General features: G+C 42.2%; 15 protein-coding genes and 1 pseudogene. 2 read left to right on the forward strand and 14 right to left on the reverse strand.

The window, feature by feature from the left end:
- Positions 1 to 82 precede the first annotated feature (82 nt).
- On the forward strand, positions 83 to 3,736 hold the full coding sequence (locus tag ACT8YW_RS16095; RefSeq protein WP_444106118.1) for an SIR2 family protein: 3,654 nt from the start codon (positions 83 to 85) through the stop codon (positions 3,734 to 3,736).
- Positions 3,737 to 3,782: 46 nt separating this feature from the next.
- On the opposite strand, the gene ACT8YW_RS16100 is transcribed toward ACT8YW_RS16095, so the two are convergent.
- The 12 genes and pseudogenes from ACT8YW_RS16100 to ACT8YW_RS16155 form a co-directional block, all read right to left on the reverse strand.
- On the reverse strand, positions 3,783 to 4,556 hold the full coding sequence (locus ACT8YW_RS16100; protein WP_118935658.1) for a TraX family protein: 774 nt from the start codon (positions 4,554 to 4,556) through the stop codon (positions 3,783 to 3,785).
- Between the two features lie 11 nt (positions 4,557 to 4,567).
- A complete protein-coding gene (locus ACT8YW_RS16105) occupies positions 4,568 to 6,877 on the reverse strand; it encodes a type IV secretory system conjugative DNA transfer family protein (protein WP_118935659.1) in 2,310 nt (769 codons plus the stop codon).
- 23 nt (positions 6,878 to 6,900) lie between these two features.
- Positions 6,901 to 7,374, reverse strand: coding sequence for a hypothetical protein (locus ACT8YW_RS16110; protein ID WP_118935660.1), 474 nt, complete (start codon positions 7,372 to 7,374; stop codon positions 6,901 to 6,903).
- A 3-nt stretch (positions 7,375 to 7,377) separates the two neighbouring features.
- On the reverse strand, positions 7,378 to 8,265 hold the full coding sequence (gene traN, locus ACT8YW_RS16115) for a conjugative transposon protein TraN (RefSeq protein ID WP_118935661.1): 888 nt from the start codon (positions 8,263 to 8,265) through the stop codon (positions 7,378 to 7,380).
- Between the two features lie 73 nt (positions 8,266 to 8,338).
- Positions 8,339 to 9,550 (reverse strand): conjugative transposon protein TraM, encoded by a 1,212-nt coding sequence (locus ACT8YW_RS16120; protein ID WP_118935662.1) that lies wholly within the window; start codon positions 9,548 to 9,550, stop codon positions 8,339 to 8,341.
- Positions 9,547 to 10,035 carry a hypothetical protein gene (locus ACT8YW_RS16125; RefSeq protein ID WP_118935663.1) on the reverse strand — a complete coding sequence of 163 codons (489 nt, stop codon included), beginning with the start codon at positions 10,033 to 10,035 and terminating at the stop codon, positions 9,547 to 9,549. Before ACT8YW_RS16125 ends, ACT8YW_RS16120 begins: the two co-directional genes overlap by 4 nt.
- Before the next feature lie 12 nt (positions 10,036 to 10,047).
- Positions 10,048 to 10,644, reverse strand: a complete 597-nt coding sequence (traK, locus tag ACT8YW_RS16130) for a conjugative transposon protein TraK (RefSeq protein ID WP_118935664.1) — start codon at positions 10,642 to 10,644, stop codon at positions 10,048 to 10,050.
- Between the two features lie 19 nt (positions 10,645 to 10,663).
- A complete protein-coding gene (locus ACT8YW_RS16135; RefSeq protein ID WP_118935665.1) occupies positions 10,664 to 11,791 on the reverse strand; it encodes a hypothetical protein in 1,128 nt (375 codons plus the stop codon).
- A gap of 32 nt (positions 11,792 to 11,823) precedes the next feature.
- Positions 11,824 to 12,510: a DUF5045 domain-containing protein gene (locus tag ACT8YW_RS16140; protein ID WP_118935666.1), complete on the reverse strand. Its 687-nt coding sequence runs from the start codon at positions 12,508 to 12,510 to the stop codon at positions 11,824 to 11,826.
- The gene (locus tag ACT8YW_RS16145; protein WP_018711100.1) at positions 12,500 to 13,153 is read right to left on the reverse strand and encodes a hypothetical protein; all 654 of its coding nucleotides are present in this window, start codon (positions 13,151 to 13,153) and stop codon (positions 12,500 to 12,502) included. Before ACT8YW_RS16145 ends, ACT8YW_RS16140 begins: the two co-directional genes overlap by 11 nt.
- Positions 13,154 to 13,214: 61 nt before the next feature.
- A complete protein-coding gene (locus ACT8YW_RS16150) occupies positions 13,215 to 13,955 on the reverse strand; it encodes a hypothetical protein (RefSeq protein ID WP_118935667.1) in 741 nt (246 codons plus the stop codon).
- Positions 13,949 to 15,499 (reverse strand): annotated as a pseudogene (locus tag ACT8YW_RS16155) (TraG family conjugative transposon ATPase); the annotation flags it as partial. The pseudogene ACT8YW_RS16155 and the gene ACT8YW_RS16150, both read right to left, overlap by 7 nt.
- Positions 15,500 to 15,992: 493 nt before the next feature.
- Here ACT8YW_RS16155 and ACT8YW_RS16160 point away from each other — a divergent pair.
- Positions 15,993 to 16,823, forward strand: coding sequence for a DUF4377 domain-containing protein (locus ACT8YW_RS16160; protein WP_225230843.1), 831 nt, complete (start codon positions 15,993 to 15,995; stop codon positions 16,821 to 16,823).
- A gap of 3 nt (positions 16,824 to 16,826) precedes the next feature.
- Here ACT8YW_RS16160 and ACT8YW_RS16165 read toward each other — a convergent pair whose 3' ends face one another.
- Together ACT8YW_RS16165 and ACT8YW_RS16170 are read right to left on the reverse strand one after the other, a co-directional pair.
- Positions 16,827 to 17,018 (reverse strand): hypothetical protein, encoded by a 192-nt coding sequence (locus ACT8YW_RS16165; protein WP_118935668.1) that lies wholly within the window; start codon positions 17,016 to 17,018, stop codon positions 16,827 to 16,829.
- A 360-nt stretch (positions 17,019 to 17,378) separates the two neighbouring features.
- Entirely contained in the window at positions 17,379 to 18,659 is a 1,281-nt protein-coding gene (locus tag ACT8YW_RS16170; protein WP_118935669.1) for an IS1380-like element IS614 family transposase, read from the reverse strand.
- Between the last annotated feature and the right edge of the window lie 28 nt (positions 18,660 to 18,687).

Consider the following 18,687-nt stretch of genomic DNA (forward strand, 5'->3'; position numbering starts at 1 on the left):
AATATGATTGATAAAAAATGAGCCTTATTGGAGGGATAAAGTTTGAGGTAAATAATCGAATTTGATGGAATAATTGAATAAAATGGGTAAAGTTGAACAAAGCCAGAAAGAAATTTTTGAAAAATTTCTTTCTGATTATAAAGGTAATAAAATGTCAGTTCTAGTTGGTGCTGGATTTTCAATGAATGTTTCTAATAAATTTCTTTCATGGAGAACTTTAATGAAGGAAATTGCAGAATATATTTATAAAGATAAAATAGAACTGCATTGTGATAACTACATACACATTTATGGAAATGATGAAAACATAGATGAGATAAAAAAGAAGTATATCGATACGATTCTAGATAATGAGGACTTCTTGCAACTTGCTTCAAGATATATTCAGAAGAAAGGATATCGTGAGGCAATAGATTATTATATTGAGTGCCATACACCACAACTTGTTGTTTCATCAGAAAACGGTGATATAGAACTTAAAACAAGTAATAATATTTTAGGCACTGTTACAAAATCAGATTTATCTGTTCACAAATCTCTTCTTAGGTGTCGTAGATTTCAAAATATATATACTACCAATTATGATAATGTATTGGAATTTACTTCAAATGTTCTTTCAGAAGAGGACCCTTATTCGTCATATAATCTAGTAATATCAGGGAAAAAATTATCCGGTAATTTATCTCGTAATATCATAAAGATTCATGGAAGTATATGTGACGACAAGAATGAATTTCAGTTTGATGGTGATAAGCATCTTCGTTATATTATTGCTCAAGAAGATTATGATACATATATGGAAAAACATGAAGCTTTTTCTTATTTAATGCGTATAGCTATGCTACAAGGAGTATTCTGTTTAGTAGGCTTTTCAGGAACAGATCCTAATTATCTAGCTTGGGTACGATGGATGAGTGATATTCTGAATGCGGAAGATGACAATAATAAAATCTATCTACTAGATATTGAAGGAAAAGATATTCATGATGATTTAAGATTATTTTATTCAAATCATCATATTGTAGTAATTAATTTATGGCATGAAAATATTTTACATCAGATACTTAAAGACTTCAGAGGTTATGAGATTTATAAGGAAATTGTCGATAATGAAGGATATCAACAGGCCAATAACAATATCATCTCAGTTTTGCTAGAGAAAAAAAAGCAATTTGAAAATGCAGATAATGAATTAAAACAAAAATTAGAGCCAGATATAGTAAAATATAGAAAGCTTATATTGGAAAATTTCTTTAAATATCTGCAATCTTCTGATAACGAGAATAGCTCACAGAGCTATATTTATAATGGTGGAGATACATCATTAAATAGGGAAGATTGTAATAATGATGAAAACTTAAAACCTCAGTCTGATGTTATCAAACCTGTTGAGCAATCTCTTAGTTTGGCTGAAACAAAAGCGAAATATTTTGATTACAGAAATTTATGGATATCAATAAGTGAATTAATAGAGGAGAATAAAGATTTACATGAGGTTATAAATAAATTACAAGAATTGAAATCTATTTGTAGATTTTCTAGAATCATTTTTCCACAAGAAGGGGTTATTAATAGACTAATGACTAAGAAACAGTTAACAAGAGATAAAGCATATTTATTTGCTTTAGCTGTTTCTGATATTGGTCAGCTTCCAAGTTATTATAGGAATTATCATAATGATGATGTTGAATTGAATAAGCAACCTATTTGGATTCAATTAAAAGAACGCGAAGATACTTTACGTGGCTCTGCAGAGTGTTTTAAAGAACTGGTTGATGATAGTAGTATATATGAACAAGTTCAGCGTCACCTGTTTCATCTAAATTTTCACGAAGCAAAAATACTTATAGATAACTGGAAAGCAGGAAATTATTGGATTCAGGCAAAAGCCATGAGAATGGCTGTCTATAATTATAATAAGAAAGATGCTCTTGATTTATTGGACGATGCGATTAAGAATGAAAAAAATCAATCAGAAAAACTATTTGAGGTTGTGATGGCTAATTTTATCTCTACGCAATGGCCAAATCCTTATAATATGGATGAATTCTGGAAATATGGATTAGAGGGCCAAGGAGATCTATTAAGAAGCATGATGTCAACTTTAAGAAAAATAGAAGAAAAACCACAAAGGCGTGGTTGGATTGGTTCCACAACATATTTCGGTAATAATCATGGAGATTATGTTAAGAGTTTACGTATACTACAATTTATAATTGATTCTGGAATATATCTATCAATTCCTGGTAGCCATATTTTTGACATAGCATCATGGTATAAAGTATTCACAAATCTTTATGAGCATTTCCCTTATCCTTGTTTCTTTTATTCGATCCAATATAATGATAAAGAAGTTCAAAGGCGTATAGGTGAAGATTTAACATATAATGTCAAATTACAATATTTTGTACAAGACATATTAAAAAAATCTCTATATGCGATAGGTGATAAATTCACTCCATTATATTTAAAGAATGGAATGTTGAATATTATTGCAATAATGTATACTGCTGTGAATGAAGATGATTGGTTTGAACTGTTTAAGGAAACTGTATTTGAAAAATTGTTAGATAATCTTGGTAATATTCAAGATTATGATAATTGGGTTTTTAATACTAGATATGCTCTTGCCAATATTAGAAAACAAGAAAATGTGTATTATATCTTTATGCAGCTGATTGAACATTTTTCTAATAATGAAAAAATAGTTTCTGATTTAATTGTCAATAATTTGTCTGTTTATTTATTAGAGTCAAAATATAAATTAGATAGCATCCTTGATTTTCCTCGGGTATTACAAGCGGAGACATTGGATTTATTAGACTGTCTTAACAAATATAATATGCTCTCTAATAATTGTGTAAAAGAAATATGTGAAACTATTATAAATACGTCCATAGATAATATACCTCATGACCGTATAGTATTATTTCAATTGGTAAATCTGACAATGCATAATACTGTAGCTCTTGATAAGATAAAAGAATGTTTTTTGTCAATGGATATTTGGCATTGTGGATTACTTAGTAATGAGGAGTTTGGATGGACAGAGCCTATGTATATCCGATTGAATCTTCTTAATGATAAAATAACATGGAATGACAATGAATTTGAGATTATAAAAGATAATCTTATAAATAATGTTTCTAAATACAATAAAGCTCACAAGACTCTTCATGAAGACACATTCATGAAATCAATTCAGGCGAGATATTTATCTGATATGCTGAAATATATTAATGGATTAAATAATAAAAGACGTATGGAACTCTCAGATGTATATTCCGAAATTGAAGGCTTATTAGCAGACAGACTAGAATATGCCAATAATATAGATCTTTTAATGTCAGAACAATCATCTGATGTAAATTATGCTTTAGGCAATATATATGAGGGTATAACTAATTATGGAATAGAAAAATATCGTAATGATATAGATTTCTTAATTGACAGAGCAATATTAAAAACTCCAACAGCACTTACTTCAAACATAAGATGTATTTGGCTTATAATAAAAGAAAAAGGAGAAGATTTGATAGAGTTGGATTATAGCGATAAAATTATCAAACTGCTATCAGAATTTAAGAAATCTGAGGCATGGAATAGACTGGATTTACGTTTGGCATTTAATTATCTATACTCTATAGCAAAAAAAATGAAAGAACTTGGAATACAAAATGATGTAATTAGTTTTTGGATGGAGGATTCTTTTGTAATGAAATTTATCAAACTATAATTATAAAACTTCTCAGACCTATCTACTACAAAGTGGATAGGTCTGATTAAATCATATAATTATAAGTGCTTATAAAGCAAGTTGTCAAATAATTTTTATTATAAAAAAATATCTCAACTATTATAGTATTTTGAAAAATTAGAATTTCATATATTATCAGTAAATGTATTGGATAAAACATATAAAACACATACTTACCTTTATGTGCTTTTATAAATCCTCTTTTCCCATTATACAGATATAGAAACATGCAAGCCATTACAGCACCAATGACTCCATAATGCATCGTTAAAGTAAATGTGCAAAAAAATTGCATACCTCTACTATATGGGAAGAAGTGAGCATATGTATTATAAAGATAAGAGATAACAATAACAAGAATCCCTCTCCACTCATAGTCTACTCCAAGCCATGAAGCGAGTCCGGCCATACCAAGTGTCCAAAGAAATCCAAGTACCATACTACGTTGCAGAAGATTTTCAAGAACCATAAGCGTGGCCACACCCAAAGCCAGTGTAAACATCACATTATGTGTCCCGTCAGCACCATTCAGCAGATACCAGGGTATTTCACTGATTACGGCAAAGCCCAGCAGAGTAAAGAAATACCTGTACCTGCTTTTTGTATGGATAAATCCTTCTGCTATCAGGAAGGCAAACACAGGAAAAGCGATGCGTCCGATACAGCGCATCGTTTCGTATAATACGGTACCGTACTCCATCAGATAGAGAGCAATGTGGTCTATCACCATAGAAATCATGGCAATGACTTTCAGGGCACTGCCGCTAAGTCCGAATGCCGGTTTTAAGGTCATATTCATAAATTACATATTTAACTGATACCAAGAAGTTCCTTTACCATATCCTCCACTTCCTGGTTCACACGCTTGAAGTTACGGTTGAGCAGGATTTCCTTCTCTTTGTCGTTCCTGAATTCATAGATTTTGGGCAGAGGAACATAGTGTTTTTCCTCGTCCTTAATCTTCTTCATGTCAAAGTGTGTCTTGCAGAAATACTTTGTGGTCTTGAACTCTTCCGACTGCTCGATGTCAAAATGGTCAAGCATACTGTCATCGGTAGCCGTAAAGTCACGTGCAGCCTGTCCGGCCAGCCAGCCTGTTGCCATATCCGCAATCTTGGCTGCAGGAACCAGAAAGTCCATCTTCTCAGATATTGTGGTTGATACCTTATGGTCGTTGATGGAAATGGAACGAGAGGTCTGCTTTGCCTTTCCGAACACATCATTCTGTGCCCACTCCAGCGTCTCCTTGTTACGTGCCGCACCCATGAAGATATTACCGCAGGTTGTGATAATCTTCTGCATACCGACCTTGCCGTAGTCAGCCTCCAGCTGCGGAAGCTCCTGGAAACCTAAGGTCACTGCTACCTTGTTGGAACGTGCCGTACCGATAAGACGGTCTATCTTGTGAAAGTACAGTGTCGGAAGCTCGTCTACGATGATGCTTACCGGTATATTGCCCTTTGAGTTCACCCTTGTAATAAGACGGTTTAGTACCAGAGCATTGAGCGAGCCGATAACCTGTTCCTTTTCCGGGTCATTGGCAATCACCAGATAGCTCGGATTGGCCTTGTCAGAAATTTTCAGGTCGAAATCATCCCCGGTGAATACCCAGTATGCTTCCGGAGACACAAGACGTGCGGCGTTCACACGAAGCGTACCGACCATACCTTCCAGCTGGTCATTCGCCTTGTTTTCATAAGCACTCTTGAAAGGAGCCATCAGTGAAGCAATCCTGTCATCCTGCATCAGGATATTGAATACCTGGTCGTATGGCCTTCCGAGGAATGAAAGCACATGCGGCATATCCGAGAACTCGCCGGTTACGGTATCCGGTTCCACTTCATTGCCATGCTCGTCCTCATACCAGCACCTCTGAATCAGAATCTTCCTGCCGGTCCGGTCCTTATAACTGTATTCGTTCAGGTCCACAAACATACGGTCCTCGTCAGTCGATACGTCATTGCCGTTCTCATCCACGAAATCAAGTACCACATTGCCGTCCTTGTCTATGGCATTGAAGTCATCCCAGTTGCGTATGACAATCTCCAGCTTCTTTCCCTCCAGTGATATGAAACGCTTCAGTTTCCTGCCGTTCCTGAATCCGACCGGATGGAAGTTTACAAAGAAATAGATGATGGCAGCCAGGAAGTTTTCCGCAGAGTTGGTGAAGAAGGCTTCTGAACCGCCCTTCTTCTCTCCACCTCCCTTGTTGAGTGAGGCCAAAAGAGTAGCCGCCGTTTCGGAAGCTGCCGCCAGGTCCGGAATATATTTCCGCTGAATCGGATTGATACGGTTGGAGTATTCCACATCGGTAAAATTTACTATACGGAATCCGCAGTTCTGAGGCAGTTTACCGGCTTTCCTGTTCTTGCAGTACTGATAGAAAAGCGTCTGTGCAAGTGTCGGAAACTTGAAGTCATATACCATCATGGCAAATCCCTTTGCTGAGTGCTGCCTGATAAACGGGTCAATGATACCGAAAGACTTACCCGAACCCGGCGTACCCAGTACAATCGTGCCACGGAACGGATTGATGATATTGATCCATCCTTTGTGCATTTTCTTTTTCCAGTAGTATATCATCGGAATGTTCACCGAATAATCATTGCTGACCAGTGTTTCAGACTGCTGGAACGATTCGTTCTCAAAATTGAAACGGTCCTCACCGACCTTGTAGTTGTAATACTTGGCAATACCGTCCAGTCCCTGATGTACCAGCATGGTACCCACCACGGAACTGACCGCATACAGAAGACGGTTGGCAGGAAATCCCATCCAGCTGAATCCGAAACTCATGCCATGGAATACAAAACAAAGCCCTACAAGTGTCAGACCGACCAGTACCGGATAGATGACCATTGTCCTTACATTGAACTTCAGGGACTTTTCAGCCTTTGTGCCGATACAGACAATACAGATGCATATCAGTTCGGCCACCTTGCATCCCGATACGGAATTGAATACCCTGAACCGTGCCAGCAGGTCGAGTACGAACTGCGTAACCCTGTTGTCAGCCGTAACTGGCAGGTTCATGATGATTTCAATAATCAGAAAGATATAGATGCAGCTCCTGAAGTAGTTGTACATCTGCTGCTGTTCCCTTGTCTCCTCAAATGCCATACGCTCTAACTGTATATGAATTTCTAAAATGGAACCTTTAGACCCAACAGCAGACCGTTGCGGAAGGTATCCCCATGCAGGAAGTTCACATTGTTCTTCTGTATGACAGAGAACTCCAGTCCGCTGCGGAACACATAGCTGTATTCAAATCCGGCCTCCAATCCGAAGAAGAACTTCTTCTGTACCGCACCGAACTGAGGCCCCAGACGAAGGCGCATCATGCCGTTCTTGTACCGTGCCAGACGGTGCTTGTAAACCATACCGCCATCACAGAAATATCCTTTCCAGAAATTGTGACATACCGGCTTCTGCCAGTGATTCCCGACCTCACCATATACTTCGACCGCATTTCCGTATGAAAGCGGATACTCATAACCCAAAGTGGCATTCACTGTACTTGGAAAAAGGAATCCGGCATTGACGGAAACCTTTCCGGTCTGTGCCGATGCACCGATGAATGCAACCGGGCAAAACAGAATGAACAGAATCTTCTTCATGGCCTATCTCTTTATGGAATGATCAATAAAATAGTAGGGGTAATAGTCGGCACCGTCCAGAATATCCGAGTCGAAGCTGTCCGCATTGAGAATGTCCTCATACTCGATGGTCAGTACCACCACACGTCCGCTTATCTGGTTCTCGGAAATCTCCAGACGGAGTACCTTCTCTTCAGGGAAAGTCAGTTTCGGAATCACAAGTACATTTCTGTAGTCCTTTTTGAACTTACGGGTGTTGTTCATGGAGAATACCGGAGTAAGCTCTATGGTCTGTGAGTTGGTTGCCTTTGTTTCCTTTTTATCAGTAAGTTTTACCCTGATTTCTTCAATGTCGTATGCAATTCTGGTCCTGTTCTTCAGCGTATAGTCCAGAAAGAAATAGTCACCGATGGAATAGATATTGTTGATGTATGCCCTGATTCCGTTTTTGTCTGATACAATCTGGTTGAATTTTCTTCTGCTTCCATAGACAGCCCAGGCATATCGTACAATCTCGGCCATCGGCATGGAAACCTCCGGATTGATATAGGACTGTGTCTCATTGTAGGATACATTGTAGATGGTAGAAGCATATTGGGGTGATTCGGTATAGAGAATGTCATACTGGGCAATATGACGCTCACCGATAATGGTGAGTGTACCCAGCAGTTCGTTTTCGCTGTAACCTTCAGACGATATGGAATCATTCCCCAGATAAGGTTTGATGCGGACGATATTGTCTGTACACTGGTTGCCTATAATTTTAGTAGTGGAAATATCCACCATTTTGATGTTCTCCGGCATTACAATGTGCGTGGTCACTTCCCGGTTGATGTATATCTTCTCGTTGGCCGACAGATGTACGGCTATGCCTGTGATAAGGCATATTATCAGAAAAATTCTGGTTTTCATATTGAGTAATCTTTATAGTTTATGAATGGTACTGTTATAATCGGATATAAACGCAATATTATGTAGCGGTATCTTAGCGTGCATCCTCCGAGTTTATCAGATAAACGATGGTATTGTACTTGATTTTTGCCTTGTTCTTTCTGATATTGGAAGATATGGCAGAAGTTGCAGAGTTGTACATGTTCTGCAGTGACTGGAGTGCAATGGCCTCTGTAGAAATACCTGTACCGTAACCGTCACTGGATTCAAAATTTATATTCTGCTGTACCGTATTGGAACCTGCATCCTTCATGAAATCCCTGAAAGCCGATTCAGGAACATAGAAGCCTTCCATACCGTCATTGTCAAAAACAGAAAGCTTGACCTTGATGAACCTGTCGCCGACAAGAATACTGGTTATGGAAGCCCTGACACGCTGCTGTCCAAAACCTGTTACCGTTCCATAAAGGTAAGTTCCCTTTTTCAGCTTTGTGCCGCTTACCGTCACATCGTCCAGAAGTTTGAACCGCAGACGTGTACCTTCATGCGCCTTTGTAGTCTGGTCAATCATGGCACGTATCAGCTTGTTCTCGGCAAATTCATCCGGAGCGGTGACCGTATTGAACCTGTCGGCATTGGTGTCATCAGACTTGATTACCAGACTCGGACGGTTACGTTCCCTTTCCTCCTGACGTACTTTAGCTATGGAATCAGCCCTGTGCTTTCTTTCCGCTTCCTCTGCTTCCGGGTCTTTGATACCCAGTCCGCTTTCAATGGCCTTCTGCCGTTCATAGCTCCTTCGCTGAATCTCTTCAAGGTCACGTGCAAACTCGTCCTGTGAGGAATAGCCCATACCTCCGTAACCCGTTTCACTGTTTCCCGAAGGACCGTTACCGTAGGCATATGCATTGATATGCTTTCTTGATTCTGCAAGGGAACGCTCCAGTTCTTCAAGCTCCTGCTGCTGCCGCTGTCTTTCAGCTTCAGCCGCATCCAGACGGTTCAGTTCCTCCTCGCTGTAACCGTGTCCCAGTTCCTCCTTCTTCTGTTCTTCCTCCCCGATACCGCTGACGGCTGTGAAGGCATCCTCGTCACCGAAACGTCTGGACATCTCATACATCTTGTCTCCGGCTTCCTCGGCATTGGCCTGGGGAAGCTCCATGTTGATACGGTCTGTAGCTACCGTTCCGGCAGTCTCCTCACCGCCGGAGAAAGTCTGCATCACAAAGTATACCAGTGCGCACAGCGGAACGAATATGACCAGCGGAAAGATATACTTGGGCTGTTTGAAATTAATCTTAATCATGGGTTATCATTGTTTTTAATGGATTTGACTATATTTTCCAACTGCCGGTATTTGAGGATGATCTGCAAGGAATCCTCACGGCTCTTTACAGGTATGGCAATCATGGAGTCCAGTTCATGACGCAGTAACTGTCCCTTCACCGTCATGTCCGTCAATACACTGCGGTGAATGTCCTTGTTTGCCTGGATGGTACGGAATCCCTGAAACACCGGTTCCATTGTGGCTATCGAACTGACATCCGGCTCACTCTGTTTCCCGTTGCCGGAATCTATGGCAACAGTACTGACAAGTAGCAGAAGCAGTGTTCCTGTTACACCTGCGAATGTTGCTTTCGGATGCTTTGCCGCCCATCTGTTGGCCAGTCTTATCCTTGCGGACAGACGGTATCTTGTTCCGATGGCACCCAGCCTTGGCTGCAACCACGACCTGACAAGCAGATGCGTTTTCAGACGGCTTTCCTGTATCTTTTTTCTGAATGATTTCATATTATCAGTATATCAATAGTCCAAATCCCTGTTTTCAAGAGTCCTCCAGCCGATAATGAGCAGACCGTGCGGATTGTTCCTTGTTCTCGGTACGGACTCTATGTAACCGGTTGTCACCATCGAGCGTCTGATATCCCTGGTCCTGCGCTTGATAAGCTGCGTACCGTAATAGGTAAACTTCCGTTCATGTTCGTCAAACTGAATGGAGTCACACATGATGGTGCAGACAGCCGAAGAGGAAATGATGTCCGAGTAGAAGCCGTTCTCGTCCATGGCCTGTTTCTGTTTCAGTGCAGTCCCGTCAGCCATATACATCGCTTTCCCTACCGTCCATTTGATATAGTCGTTGTCGGGCGGCAGGTTGAAGAAATACTGGTGGAACAGCTGTATGTGCGCCTTGGCCTCCATGGTGAAGTTGGCTTCCAGCCGTGCACGCTCGGCAAGAAACGGAATGTCTCCGTCAAGTACATAAATCTGCTGCCTTTCCTCATTGACCAAAGAAATGCAGCACCAGACCGTAAAGGCACAGATGACGGTGCAGCCTCCGATTACCGCAAATACCGTCATCATGGCCAGTCTGGTTTTCTGTGCAAGGGATTCAATAAGCATATTGTAAAAAGATTTGAAGTTATTTGACCAATGACCTGACAGCCGAACCTGTTCCTCTCATGGCAGAACCTGCCGCACCTCCGGCCATGGCACCTGCAGTAGTGGTGATACCCATTGCAGCCGAACCGGCAACGGAACCTGTACCCGAACTTACACCTCCCGGAATCAGCCATGAAGCCACTTCAGGAACGAAGCGTATGATATAGGCACCCACGAGCATACCCATGGCATACATACAGTTGGAGCCTATTCCCTGCAGTCCCAGTGCGCCAATCTGTTCCCATGAGTTTACCGAGCCATGAAGCAGATGGTCGTATGCCACCAGATCCTGCTGCAGGTTATAAAGAAGGATGAAGTCTATATAATAGATACACATATAGGTCACGAATCCCCATAACGAGAGGGAAAGGAACTTTGACATCCACTGGCTCCAGGCCGAGTTCCATGGCGGTGCCAGCGAGAGGGCAAACATGATCGGACAGAATATCATCATGATGGCCATGAAAATCCTCTGTGCCACGAGCATCCCGTAATACGACATCTGGAAAATCAGTTCTCCGACAAAGCGTATGACATCGTTTATCCATTCACTGACCTTCGTCTCAGCCGCCACGGCAGCCCTCTGGGCGTAGTTATTGATAGTCGAGCCCAGATTCTCCACATTATATATCAGCTTGTCCCACCAGGCTGCATCCTGACCGATTTCAGCCACCTGCTTTGCCGTGGCAATGGAGTCCTGCACGGTTCTCAGCCTGTCAAGATATTCACTCTGTTTCTGTGCCACCTTCAGCTCGAAGGCCGCCACTTCCTTGTTCTTTGCCTTTGCCATAGCCCATGTAGCGGATTCCAGACTCTTTCCCGGAACCTGCAGAGCCGAGCATATCCATGAAGAGGATGAAATACACAGGGAAATGCCAATGATACGCAACAGCTTCATGACATCCATACCACGCCTTCCGAGCATCATCATCCAGCATTCGTATGAACCGACACACAGGGCCAGGCACAGACCGAGAGCCTTTGCCATTGAAACGGCATCACCGAGAACGGCCACATTGGGAAATGTCTCCATGGCCGTCAGCAGCTTTTCCAGACTTTCGTCAATAGCCGGAAGGCCTATTGTCAGCGGAATAAACAATAAATCCATATCTTAAAATGTTATTTGTTTTTACTTGTTTTTCAATAATGCGTAGCGGCAACGGCACAAAGGTGTGCAGTCCTGTTGACCAGTTCTGCCATCCTGGATTTGGCTTCCTCGTATGCCTTCTGCCGCTTGGCATTCTCCAGCCCATAGCCGACACCGGTTTTGTGTATATAGGCTATATCCGCACAGAGTATTTCATTCTGACGGCTCAGCTCGTCCACCTGATAGCGGAGCTTGCCGTCACTCTTCTGCATACAGTAGAGCAGTCCGTCCGTGATACAGTCCTGCATACGGTCGAACTCGTCCTTGTAAGTGGCATACATCAGGTCAACATTTCTGTCAGCCTCCCTTGCCAGTTCTTCCTTATACAGTTCCTCGATATATTTGCGCTCACTCTCCACTTTCTTGATTTTCTGTCTCTGCGTCTCTTCGGCAGTCACACGCACCGGCATGATACGTTTCACATCAGACTTTGGTTCCTTGAAACGGACACGGAATCCGGAATTGAACCAGTCCCATTTCCAGTACATTTCCGCACCTGAGTATTTCTTATGCAGGAAAAAGTAATACCAGTCCGGAGCAAAATCCCACGGACCGTTTTCCATAGACTTCCACTGCTTCTGCTTTTCACTGTCACTTACTATGCTTTGGGCATTGGATGTAAATATGATACATGATACTGCCAGACACATGATTATTGTAAATATTCTTTTAACCTGCATATCCCTGATTCCATTTGTTGATTACACGCTCAGCTATCTCATTCTTCACATTGGAGTTCAGTATCTCCCAGATATAGTCCGGCTTCCATCCGCAGTCCGTGACAAGGAAACAATACAGGTTGGCATTGTCTATTATGTACCTTGCCCTGTCGATGGAAGCCTTCAGTGTCATTACCAGATTCAGCTTCTCATCCATGGAAGCCTTCATCAGGTTTATACCCGAAGCGGCTACGGATGCATACAGTCTGTAGCAGTGTTGTATCTCCCTTGATATTGCCACGTTGGCATCGGCATAATACCATGCTACGAAAGGCTTCTTTGATACATGACTGAAAGTATTGCCGGTAAAGTCCTTGTATTCCGTTACCAGCTGATACAGTGAGTTGGCCGTTGAAGAAATGGCACCGGCCAGTACCAGGTACGAATAGGCATTGTTCAGCCTTGTATCCAGAGTGGTCCGGACATCATTGAACTTTTCCGCACCCTTTTCAATGAGCGACTGCTCGCCATAGCTTGTAGCTACCCTTGTCAGAGCCTTGTCCTCGTCCTTCTTTATGGCCTTGTGCAGGGCAATGAGTGCTTCTATGGTCGGCAGGTCTTTGGGTATTATGAAAGCGGAAGCCTTTACAGGCAGCAACAGCATTATAATACCGGCTGATATGATACTTATATTCCTGAGTTTCATGACAGAGATATATGAAAGGTTAATAATTTGAAGCAACCAGGCCGTTCCAGTCCTGTACAAGATTTCCCACATGATTTTTCATGGTCACCACATTTGCCCATCCTTCAGGGTCAATGGCAAAGAAGAGGTCGTTTGCAGTGGCATACTGTGCCATCAGAACCATTCCTTCCACCTTGTAGCGTATCCTGTTCAGGTCAGTATAGATGCTGTTGGCCAGTGTCAACCTTTCATACCTGTCCAGCAGGTTGTAGCCGTCATCCTTTTTTTCGGCAGTTGCCTGTCCCTGCAACGGATTGGGAATCCTGGCATTGTTCACGATATTGACAAAGTTGCCGACCAGCTGCTGTGTTTCCGCTACAAGATTGCCGAGTTCGTTCAGACAGAGCAGCTTGTTTGAAAATTTGGCCCTGTTTACCGTACTGACAAGTACCGGAACATTTCGCAGAATATCCAGAGCGCACAGGCCTATTTCCTTATAATAAAGACTTTCAGTCCCGAAACCGGATATGTTCTCCATGCTCAGCTTATATAATTCCTTCATTGTAGCCATGCTTACCGTATAGAGTTCCACCTTCTGTTTCTTGGCTGCAATGGTATCCACACGCTGGTTGTGCTGCTCCTCGATAAGTTTCTGTGAAGCGGTATTGGCCAGGACAATCTTCAGACAGTTACGGTCGAATACGATTCTCCATGCAGCAGACATATTGGCTGATGTCGATACCAGCAGTATCGCAATCAGCATGAATCTGAATTTTACCATAGTGACATAACTTTTTGATGTTGGTTGACTTTTCTTGCAAACTCCAGATACAGAAGCCCTCCATCCGCCTTGCGGTCTTCCTCAATACGTGTGATGGCCTCCTGCAGCGTACCGTACCGGGCAAGATAAATCTTCAGTGCCTCCTTTTCGGTACGTTCAGTAGTATATGCCCAGTAGCATTCAGGTGCTTCCTCCACACCGTACACATCCGAGTGCTGTCCCCGGCAAATCCACACCTCCTTGAAGTAGCTTCTTCCCTCATGGTTGTTCAACGCATTGATGGTGAAAATCTGCTGACGCTGTATGTCAGTGAGTCCCAGAATAGCTGCAATATCCTCATACCTGTCCTTGAACTTGGTCTGGTCAAGCAGAATCTTCACATCAGAGTTGTTGATGATGGCCTCCTTCACAATAGGGGAATCAATCACGTCATTAAGCTCCTGTGTGACCACACCGGCTATTCCGTGGAACTTCCGGACGGTCTTATACAAATACTTTATATATTCCGCCATGGTAGGTGATGCTATTGCCTTCCATGCCTCTTCGATGATAAGAGCCTTCCGTCCCTTTTTGATACGCATCTTCTGCAGGAACACGTCCATGATAACCAGCACCACAATCGGGAAAAGCACCGGATCATCCTTTATCTTGTCAATCTCGAATACAATGAAACGCTCGTCAAACAGGTTAATGTCCAGGTCAGAGTTCAGCGTCATCTCCAGCTCGCCGCCACGGTAGAACTGTTTCAGTATGGCTGCAAAGTCATGTATATTGAAACTTATCTTCTCCAACTGTGTAATCTGCGGAATGCGCTCCAGGGCAAACTCATAATAGGAATTGAACGAGAGCTCCTGAACCTTCAGCCGGCGCTTCTGTTCCTCCATGTGGTCAATCTGCCTGTCTATCTTAATCAGCATGGAATTGTTATAAAGTTCCCTCTTATATTTACCGATAATGGCAAGTGCACGTTCCTTTTCCGATTCTGTGGCCGCTTCATCATTAATCAGAGCAGTCAGTGAACGGCACTGTCGTATCAGCTTCAGACGGCGTACTTCTGAAGGCAGCAGCAGTGCACGGTTTTCTGGCTTTTCCTGCGCCTCTTCCGCATTTATCTGCCTGTCGATGTCCTCCATGCTGTGCGTGTACTGTTCGTAGTCATCCTCCATCTTGGCGGCAACCAAGAGTTTCTGTCTCAAAGCCTCACGCTCACTGTCACTGAACCTTTCAAACGGATTGAAATATGCCTCATAGTATTCCACGATGGTCTGGTTTATCAGCATGTCTTCAATCTTGGAAGGAAATGCGTTACCCTTGAATATCAGGAATATCAGCGATTTAAGGAAGTTCTTCTTCTCACCGAAATTGAGTTCATATTCTTCATTAGTAACCTTGAACGGATTCATGGAGATGGGCTTCTCCTTCGAGTATGATATGTATGTACCCTTGTAATATCCGCATATACCTTCGTAGGAGTCACCCGTATCCACCATGACCACATCCGTATTCTGTTCCAGCAGCTGACGTACCACACTGTTCATGTGGAATACATATGAGAGAGTATTTGTAATTGATTATCAGCGATATAAGAAAATATCGGTACAAAAATAATCACTATAAGAAACAGGGTGAAAAAGCCGTTTGGGAGAGAAGCAAAGAGGAAAAGAGAAAGGTTGGTTTTGGATGAAGATTTAACAAAAACTTAACAAACGGCAGGCATTTTTATACTTTCCTGATGACTGCTCGGAATGAAGTCAAAACCGCAAAGGAGTTGTCGGGGAATTGCTTGACATGATTGATTTTTAGCATGTTTTGCGCATTGAGAGCCAATAGGGGTACAAATGGCGTATGAAATAAGTCTTAAAACTCTGATTTTTGCTCTGCGAAGAAGGTCATTGATAGGAAATTCACTACCTTTGTATTTGGATTGTGGATTGGAGCAACTTTATTCAAGACATACGAAATAAAAAGTTGCATTCGAGATGCAATGTTTTTATAGTTTTTGCATTTTTATAATAGCTAACAATTAAAAAGATAAAAATGAATACGAAAGACTTTTTCGGAATACTGCTTATGGCTATGTTTGCAGTGGTAGGACTAACAGCATGTAGTAACGATGATGAGCCTAAAGATTCTGTCAAAGAGATTAGAATGCAGATTTCAGCAGAAACAGGCGTGATGTATGCATGGGGCGACGACAAGAAGGAGAATCCCATCGAGTGTATGCTTGTCATGTCGGAAGATAATCCCGGAGTATGGGAACCTCTCGGATTCAACAGCATCGAGGGCTTTACCTATGTAAGAGGACATGAGTATTATCTCTCGGTAAGGCGGACAATCCTCGCAAATCCACCTGCGGATGCTTCCGACCGTACTTATTCGCTTATCCGTATTCTTGAGGACAGAGTTGTCACGGAACCAGAAGTTCCGGTTGATGAAGAGATAACATCGGAAGAAGATATCGAATACCATGATTTGTGTCCTTTCGAGAAGTACGCAATCAGCAAGGAGTTCGTTGTTGATAAGGATGGTAATATATATTACGGCGATGGCTCATCGCTGCCGTCATACGACAACGCCCGTATTTGGTTGGAAGATGTCCTTGACAAAGAAGACCCGAATTGGGTTAAATTTCAGACGGTGTCATATCAGGCGACTTATTCGTATGTCTTTTCACCGTTTACCGATGACATTCGTTTGATACGCAACGATTCACATGGTCCGATGTTCAAAAGCGTCATTCCCGAAGATGAGTTTACCCGTATTATCCAAACCATGCAATCCGGCGAAGAAGTCCGTTACGCACTCATCCTTGCCAATGTTTATAAAAAGGGACTTCAAAAGTTGGAATTTACAATAAAAAAGCAATAACCATTATAGGGTGACTCCACCTCGCCCTCTCTCAATCTTCCAATCATACCGACCTTCCGCGACATCGCCAACCTCTTTGAGTGTATGGCGATGTTTTATTTCGTCAAAGGGCTGTCTCTCCGCATAGTCACAATACCATGGAAAGAAAAAATGCTTATTCTTCTTTTCGTTCGTTATATTTGTGTACATTTGCATCAAAAAAAGTTGTTTGACAGAAATACACCACACATCACAGAATTTGTGACTATTCCCAAGTCATTACCTCGTTCTATGAGAAATACTCATAAGTAGCTCATTTTTAATATATTCCTATTTTAATATCGTTTTTTCTTCATAAGAACGACACTTTTTATATTTTTGCGGATACATAAAAATAAGATATAAACCTAAAATCCGCAACTATCATCCAATACACGATTAAGGGTAGATTTATGAGTCGTTAGTAGCAGCTTTCAGTAAAAAGCAACAGCACAACATCAATATGTAGCCACCATCCCCTTACCCCACGATGCGACTTGAGGTAATACGCAGATTCTAACCGGAAAGAAAGGATTCTTATCCGAATTCTGTTTTGAAAGGTCTTGCATAAGCCCGGTTTTCTGTATAGATATTCAGCACGTATTGCCTTGCTGTCATGATCCACTTGGCAGGTACGGAGATGAAGCTGAAGACAAAAGCCTTTATGCGACTCGTTTCCTTGAGCCCGAAAGCCTTGGTGTCAAGCTTGCTAATGATGGTCTTATAGAAATTGTGTATCAATGCCGTAAGCAGAAGGAATACGGTGTTCTCTGACATGAACGACTTGGGGAGCCTGTTCCAGCCGAATCCGTTGTTCATATCATCGAATATACGCTCTTTGCCCCCACGCTTGTTGTAAAATTCGACGATGTCTCTTGTTGATGAGTCATAATCGTTGGTAAGAATGCATCTGTAGGTGTATTCACCTTCCCACAAGTCAAGCTCTCCATCCATGCGCTTTTGTCTCTGAATGACAAGACGATAGCACTTGCCTTCCCATTTCTCAACAAGAATGGAATTGAGTTCAAACTGGATGCCGTTGATTTCCTCCGTCTTCCATCCCCTCAGTGAAAACAAGTCATCGTAGAGCGAACTGCATCTGTTGGCGCGGATGTAGAAGTGCGTGCAATGCTTCTCTATCTCACTGACAATTTCCTTCGAGCACGAACCACAGTCGGCTCTGAAGCGATTCACACGGATGCTGTTGGCTTCCAGTAGGGCAAAGAATCTCTTGTGGGTCTCAGCCTGATAAAAGCGCACATTTGTGTTGCCATCGCTGTTCTCGACATAGACAATCATGTCACCGATGACATATACGCCAGGTCTGTAGCCGAGGAACTTCTTGTATGTCGGTTTTGCATCATACTTCTCTGTTTCAAGGAACTGATGGTCGAAATCAACATCGTAGGTTTCCACCTCATTCAGTTCACCAGTGGAAACCAAGGCTTTTATAAGCAAGGCGTTGAGCTTGTCTGCCGTATTGAAATCATAGGTCTTGCCCTTATCGGAAGTATATGAGATGTTTTCCTGTGTCAGTTCCTTGATGGCTCTGAGGATGGTATCAGAGCTGCATGTGCGCAAGGTCGGATGATACGAGAGATGACGCATCAGATGCGATGTTACATCCTCCACGCATGAACCGCCACAGAAGTACACGCTCATCAGAGAACGAATAATTTCGCTGTACTGATATCCGATGATACTGCTGCATCTCTGACCAAGTGTCTGGTCGATAATAGGTGAAAGCATGGAGTCAAATTGCTCCATGATTGAAAAAATTCCTCCAAAAGGTGAGGGCACTGAAAAAGTAATCACAATTCAGTCCACTCTGCAGAGTAACTAAAAA

The organism is Bacteroides sp., from assembly GCF_052357945.1.
In the GTDB taxonomy this organism is placed as follows: Bacteria; Bacteroidota; Bacteroidia; order Bacteroidales; family Bacteroidaceae; genus Bacteroides.

What these genes read in the sequence shown, in the direction of transcription:
- ACT8YW_RS16120 (WP_118935662.1), bottom strand. Translation starts at nt 9,550, where the DNA reads ATGATTAAGATTAATTTCAAACAGCCCAAGTATATCTTTCCGCTGGTC.
- ACT8YW_RS16165 (WP_118935668.1), bottom strand. Translation starts at nt 17,018, where the DNA reads ATGCAAATGTACACAAATATAACGAACGAAAAGAAGAATAAGCATTTT.
- ACT8YW_RS16125 (WP_118935663.1), bottom strand. Translation starts at nt 10,035, where the DNA reads ATGAAATCATTCAGAAAAAAGATACAGGAAAGCCGTCTGAAAACGCAT.
- ACT8YW_RS16095 (WP_444106118.1), top strand. Translation starts at nt 83, where the DNA reads ATGGGTAAAGTTGAACAAAGCCAGAAAGAAATTTTTGAAAAATTTCTT.
- ACT8YW_RS16150 (WP_118935667.1), bottom strand. Translation starts at nt 13,955, where the DNA reads ATGGTAAAATTCAGATTCATGCTGATTGCGATACTGCTGGTATCGACA.
- ACT8YW_RS16135 (WP_118935665.1), bottom strand. Translation starts at nt 11,791, where the DNA reads ATGGATTTATTGTTTATTCCGCTGACAATAGGCCTTCCGGCTATTGAC.
- ACT8YW_RS16140 (WP_118935666.1), bottom strand. Translation starts at nt 12,510, where the DNA reads ATGCAGGTTAAAAGAATATTTACAATAATCATGTGTCTGGCAGTATCA.
- ACT8YW_RS16145 (WP_018711100.1), bottom strand. Translation starts at nt 13,153, where the DNA reads ATGCTGTTGCTGCCTGTAAAGGCTTCCGCTTTCATAATACCCAAAGAC.
- ACT8YW_RS16110 (WP_118935660.1), bottom strand. Translation starts at nt 7,374, where the DNA reads ATGAAGAAGATTCTGTTCATTCTGTTTTGCCCGGTTGCATTCATCGGT.
- ACT8YW_RS16160 (WP_225230843.1), top strand. Translation starts at nt 15,993, where the DNA reads ATGAATACGAAAGACTTTTTCGGAATACTGCTTATGGCTATGTTTGCA.
- ACT8YW_RS16105 (WP_118935659.1), bottom strand. Translation starts at nt 6,877, where the DNA reads ATGGCATTTGAGGAGACAAGGGAACAGCAGCAGATGTACAACTACTTC.
- ACT8YW_RS16100 (WP_118935658.1), bottom strand. Translation starts at nt 4,556, where the DNA reads ATGAATATGACCTTAAAACCGGCATTCGGACTTAGCGGCAGTGCCCTG.
- traK (WP_118935664.1), bottom strand. Translation starts at nt 10,644, where the DNA reads ATGCTTATTGAATCCCTTGCACAGAAAACCAGACTGGCCATGATGACG.
- traN (WP_118935661.1), bottom strand. Translation starts at nt 8,265, where the DNA reads ATGAAAACCAGAATTTTTCTGATAATATGCCTTATCACAGGCATAGCC.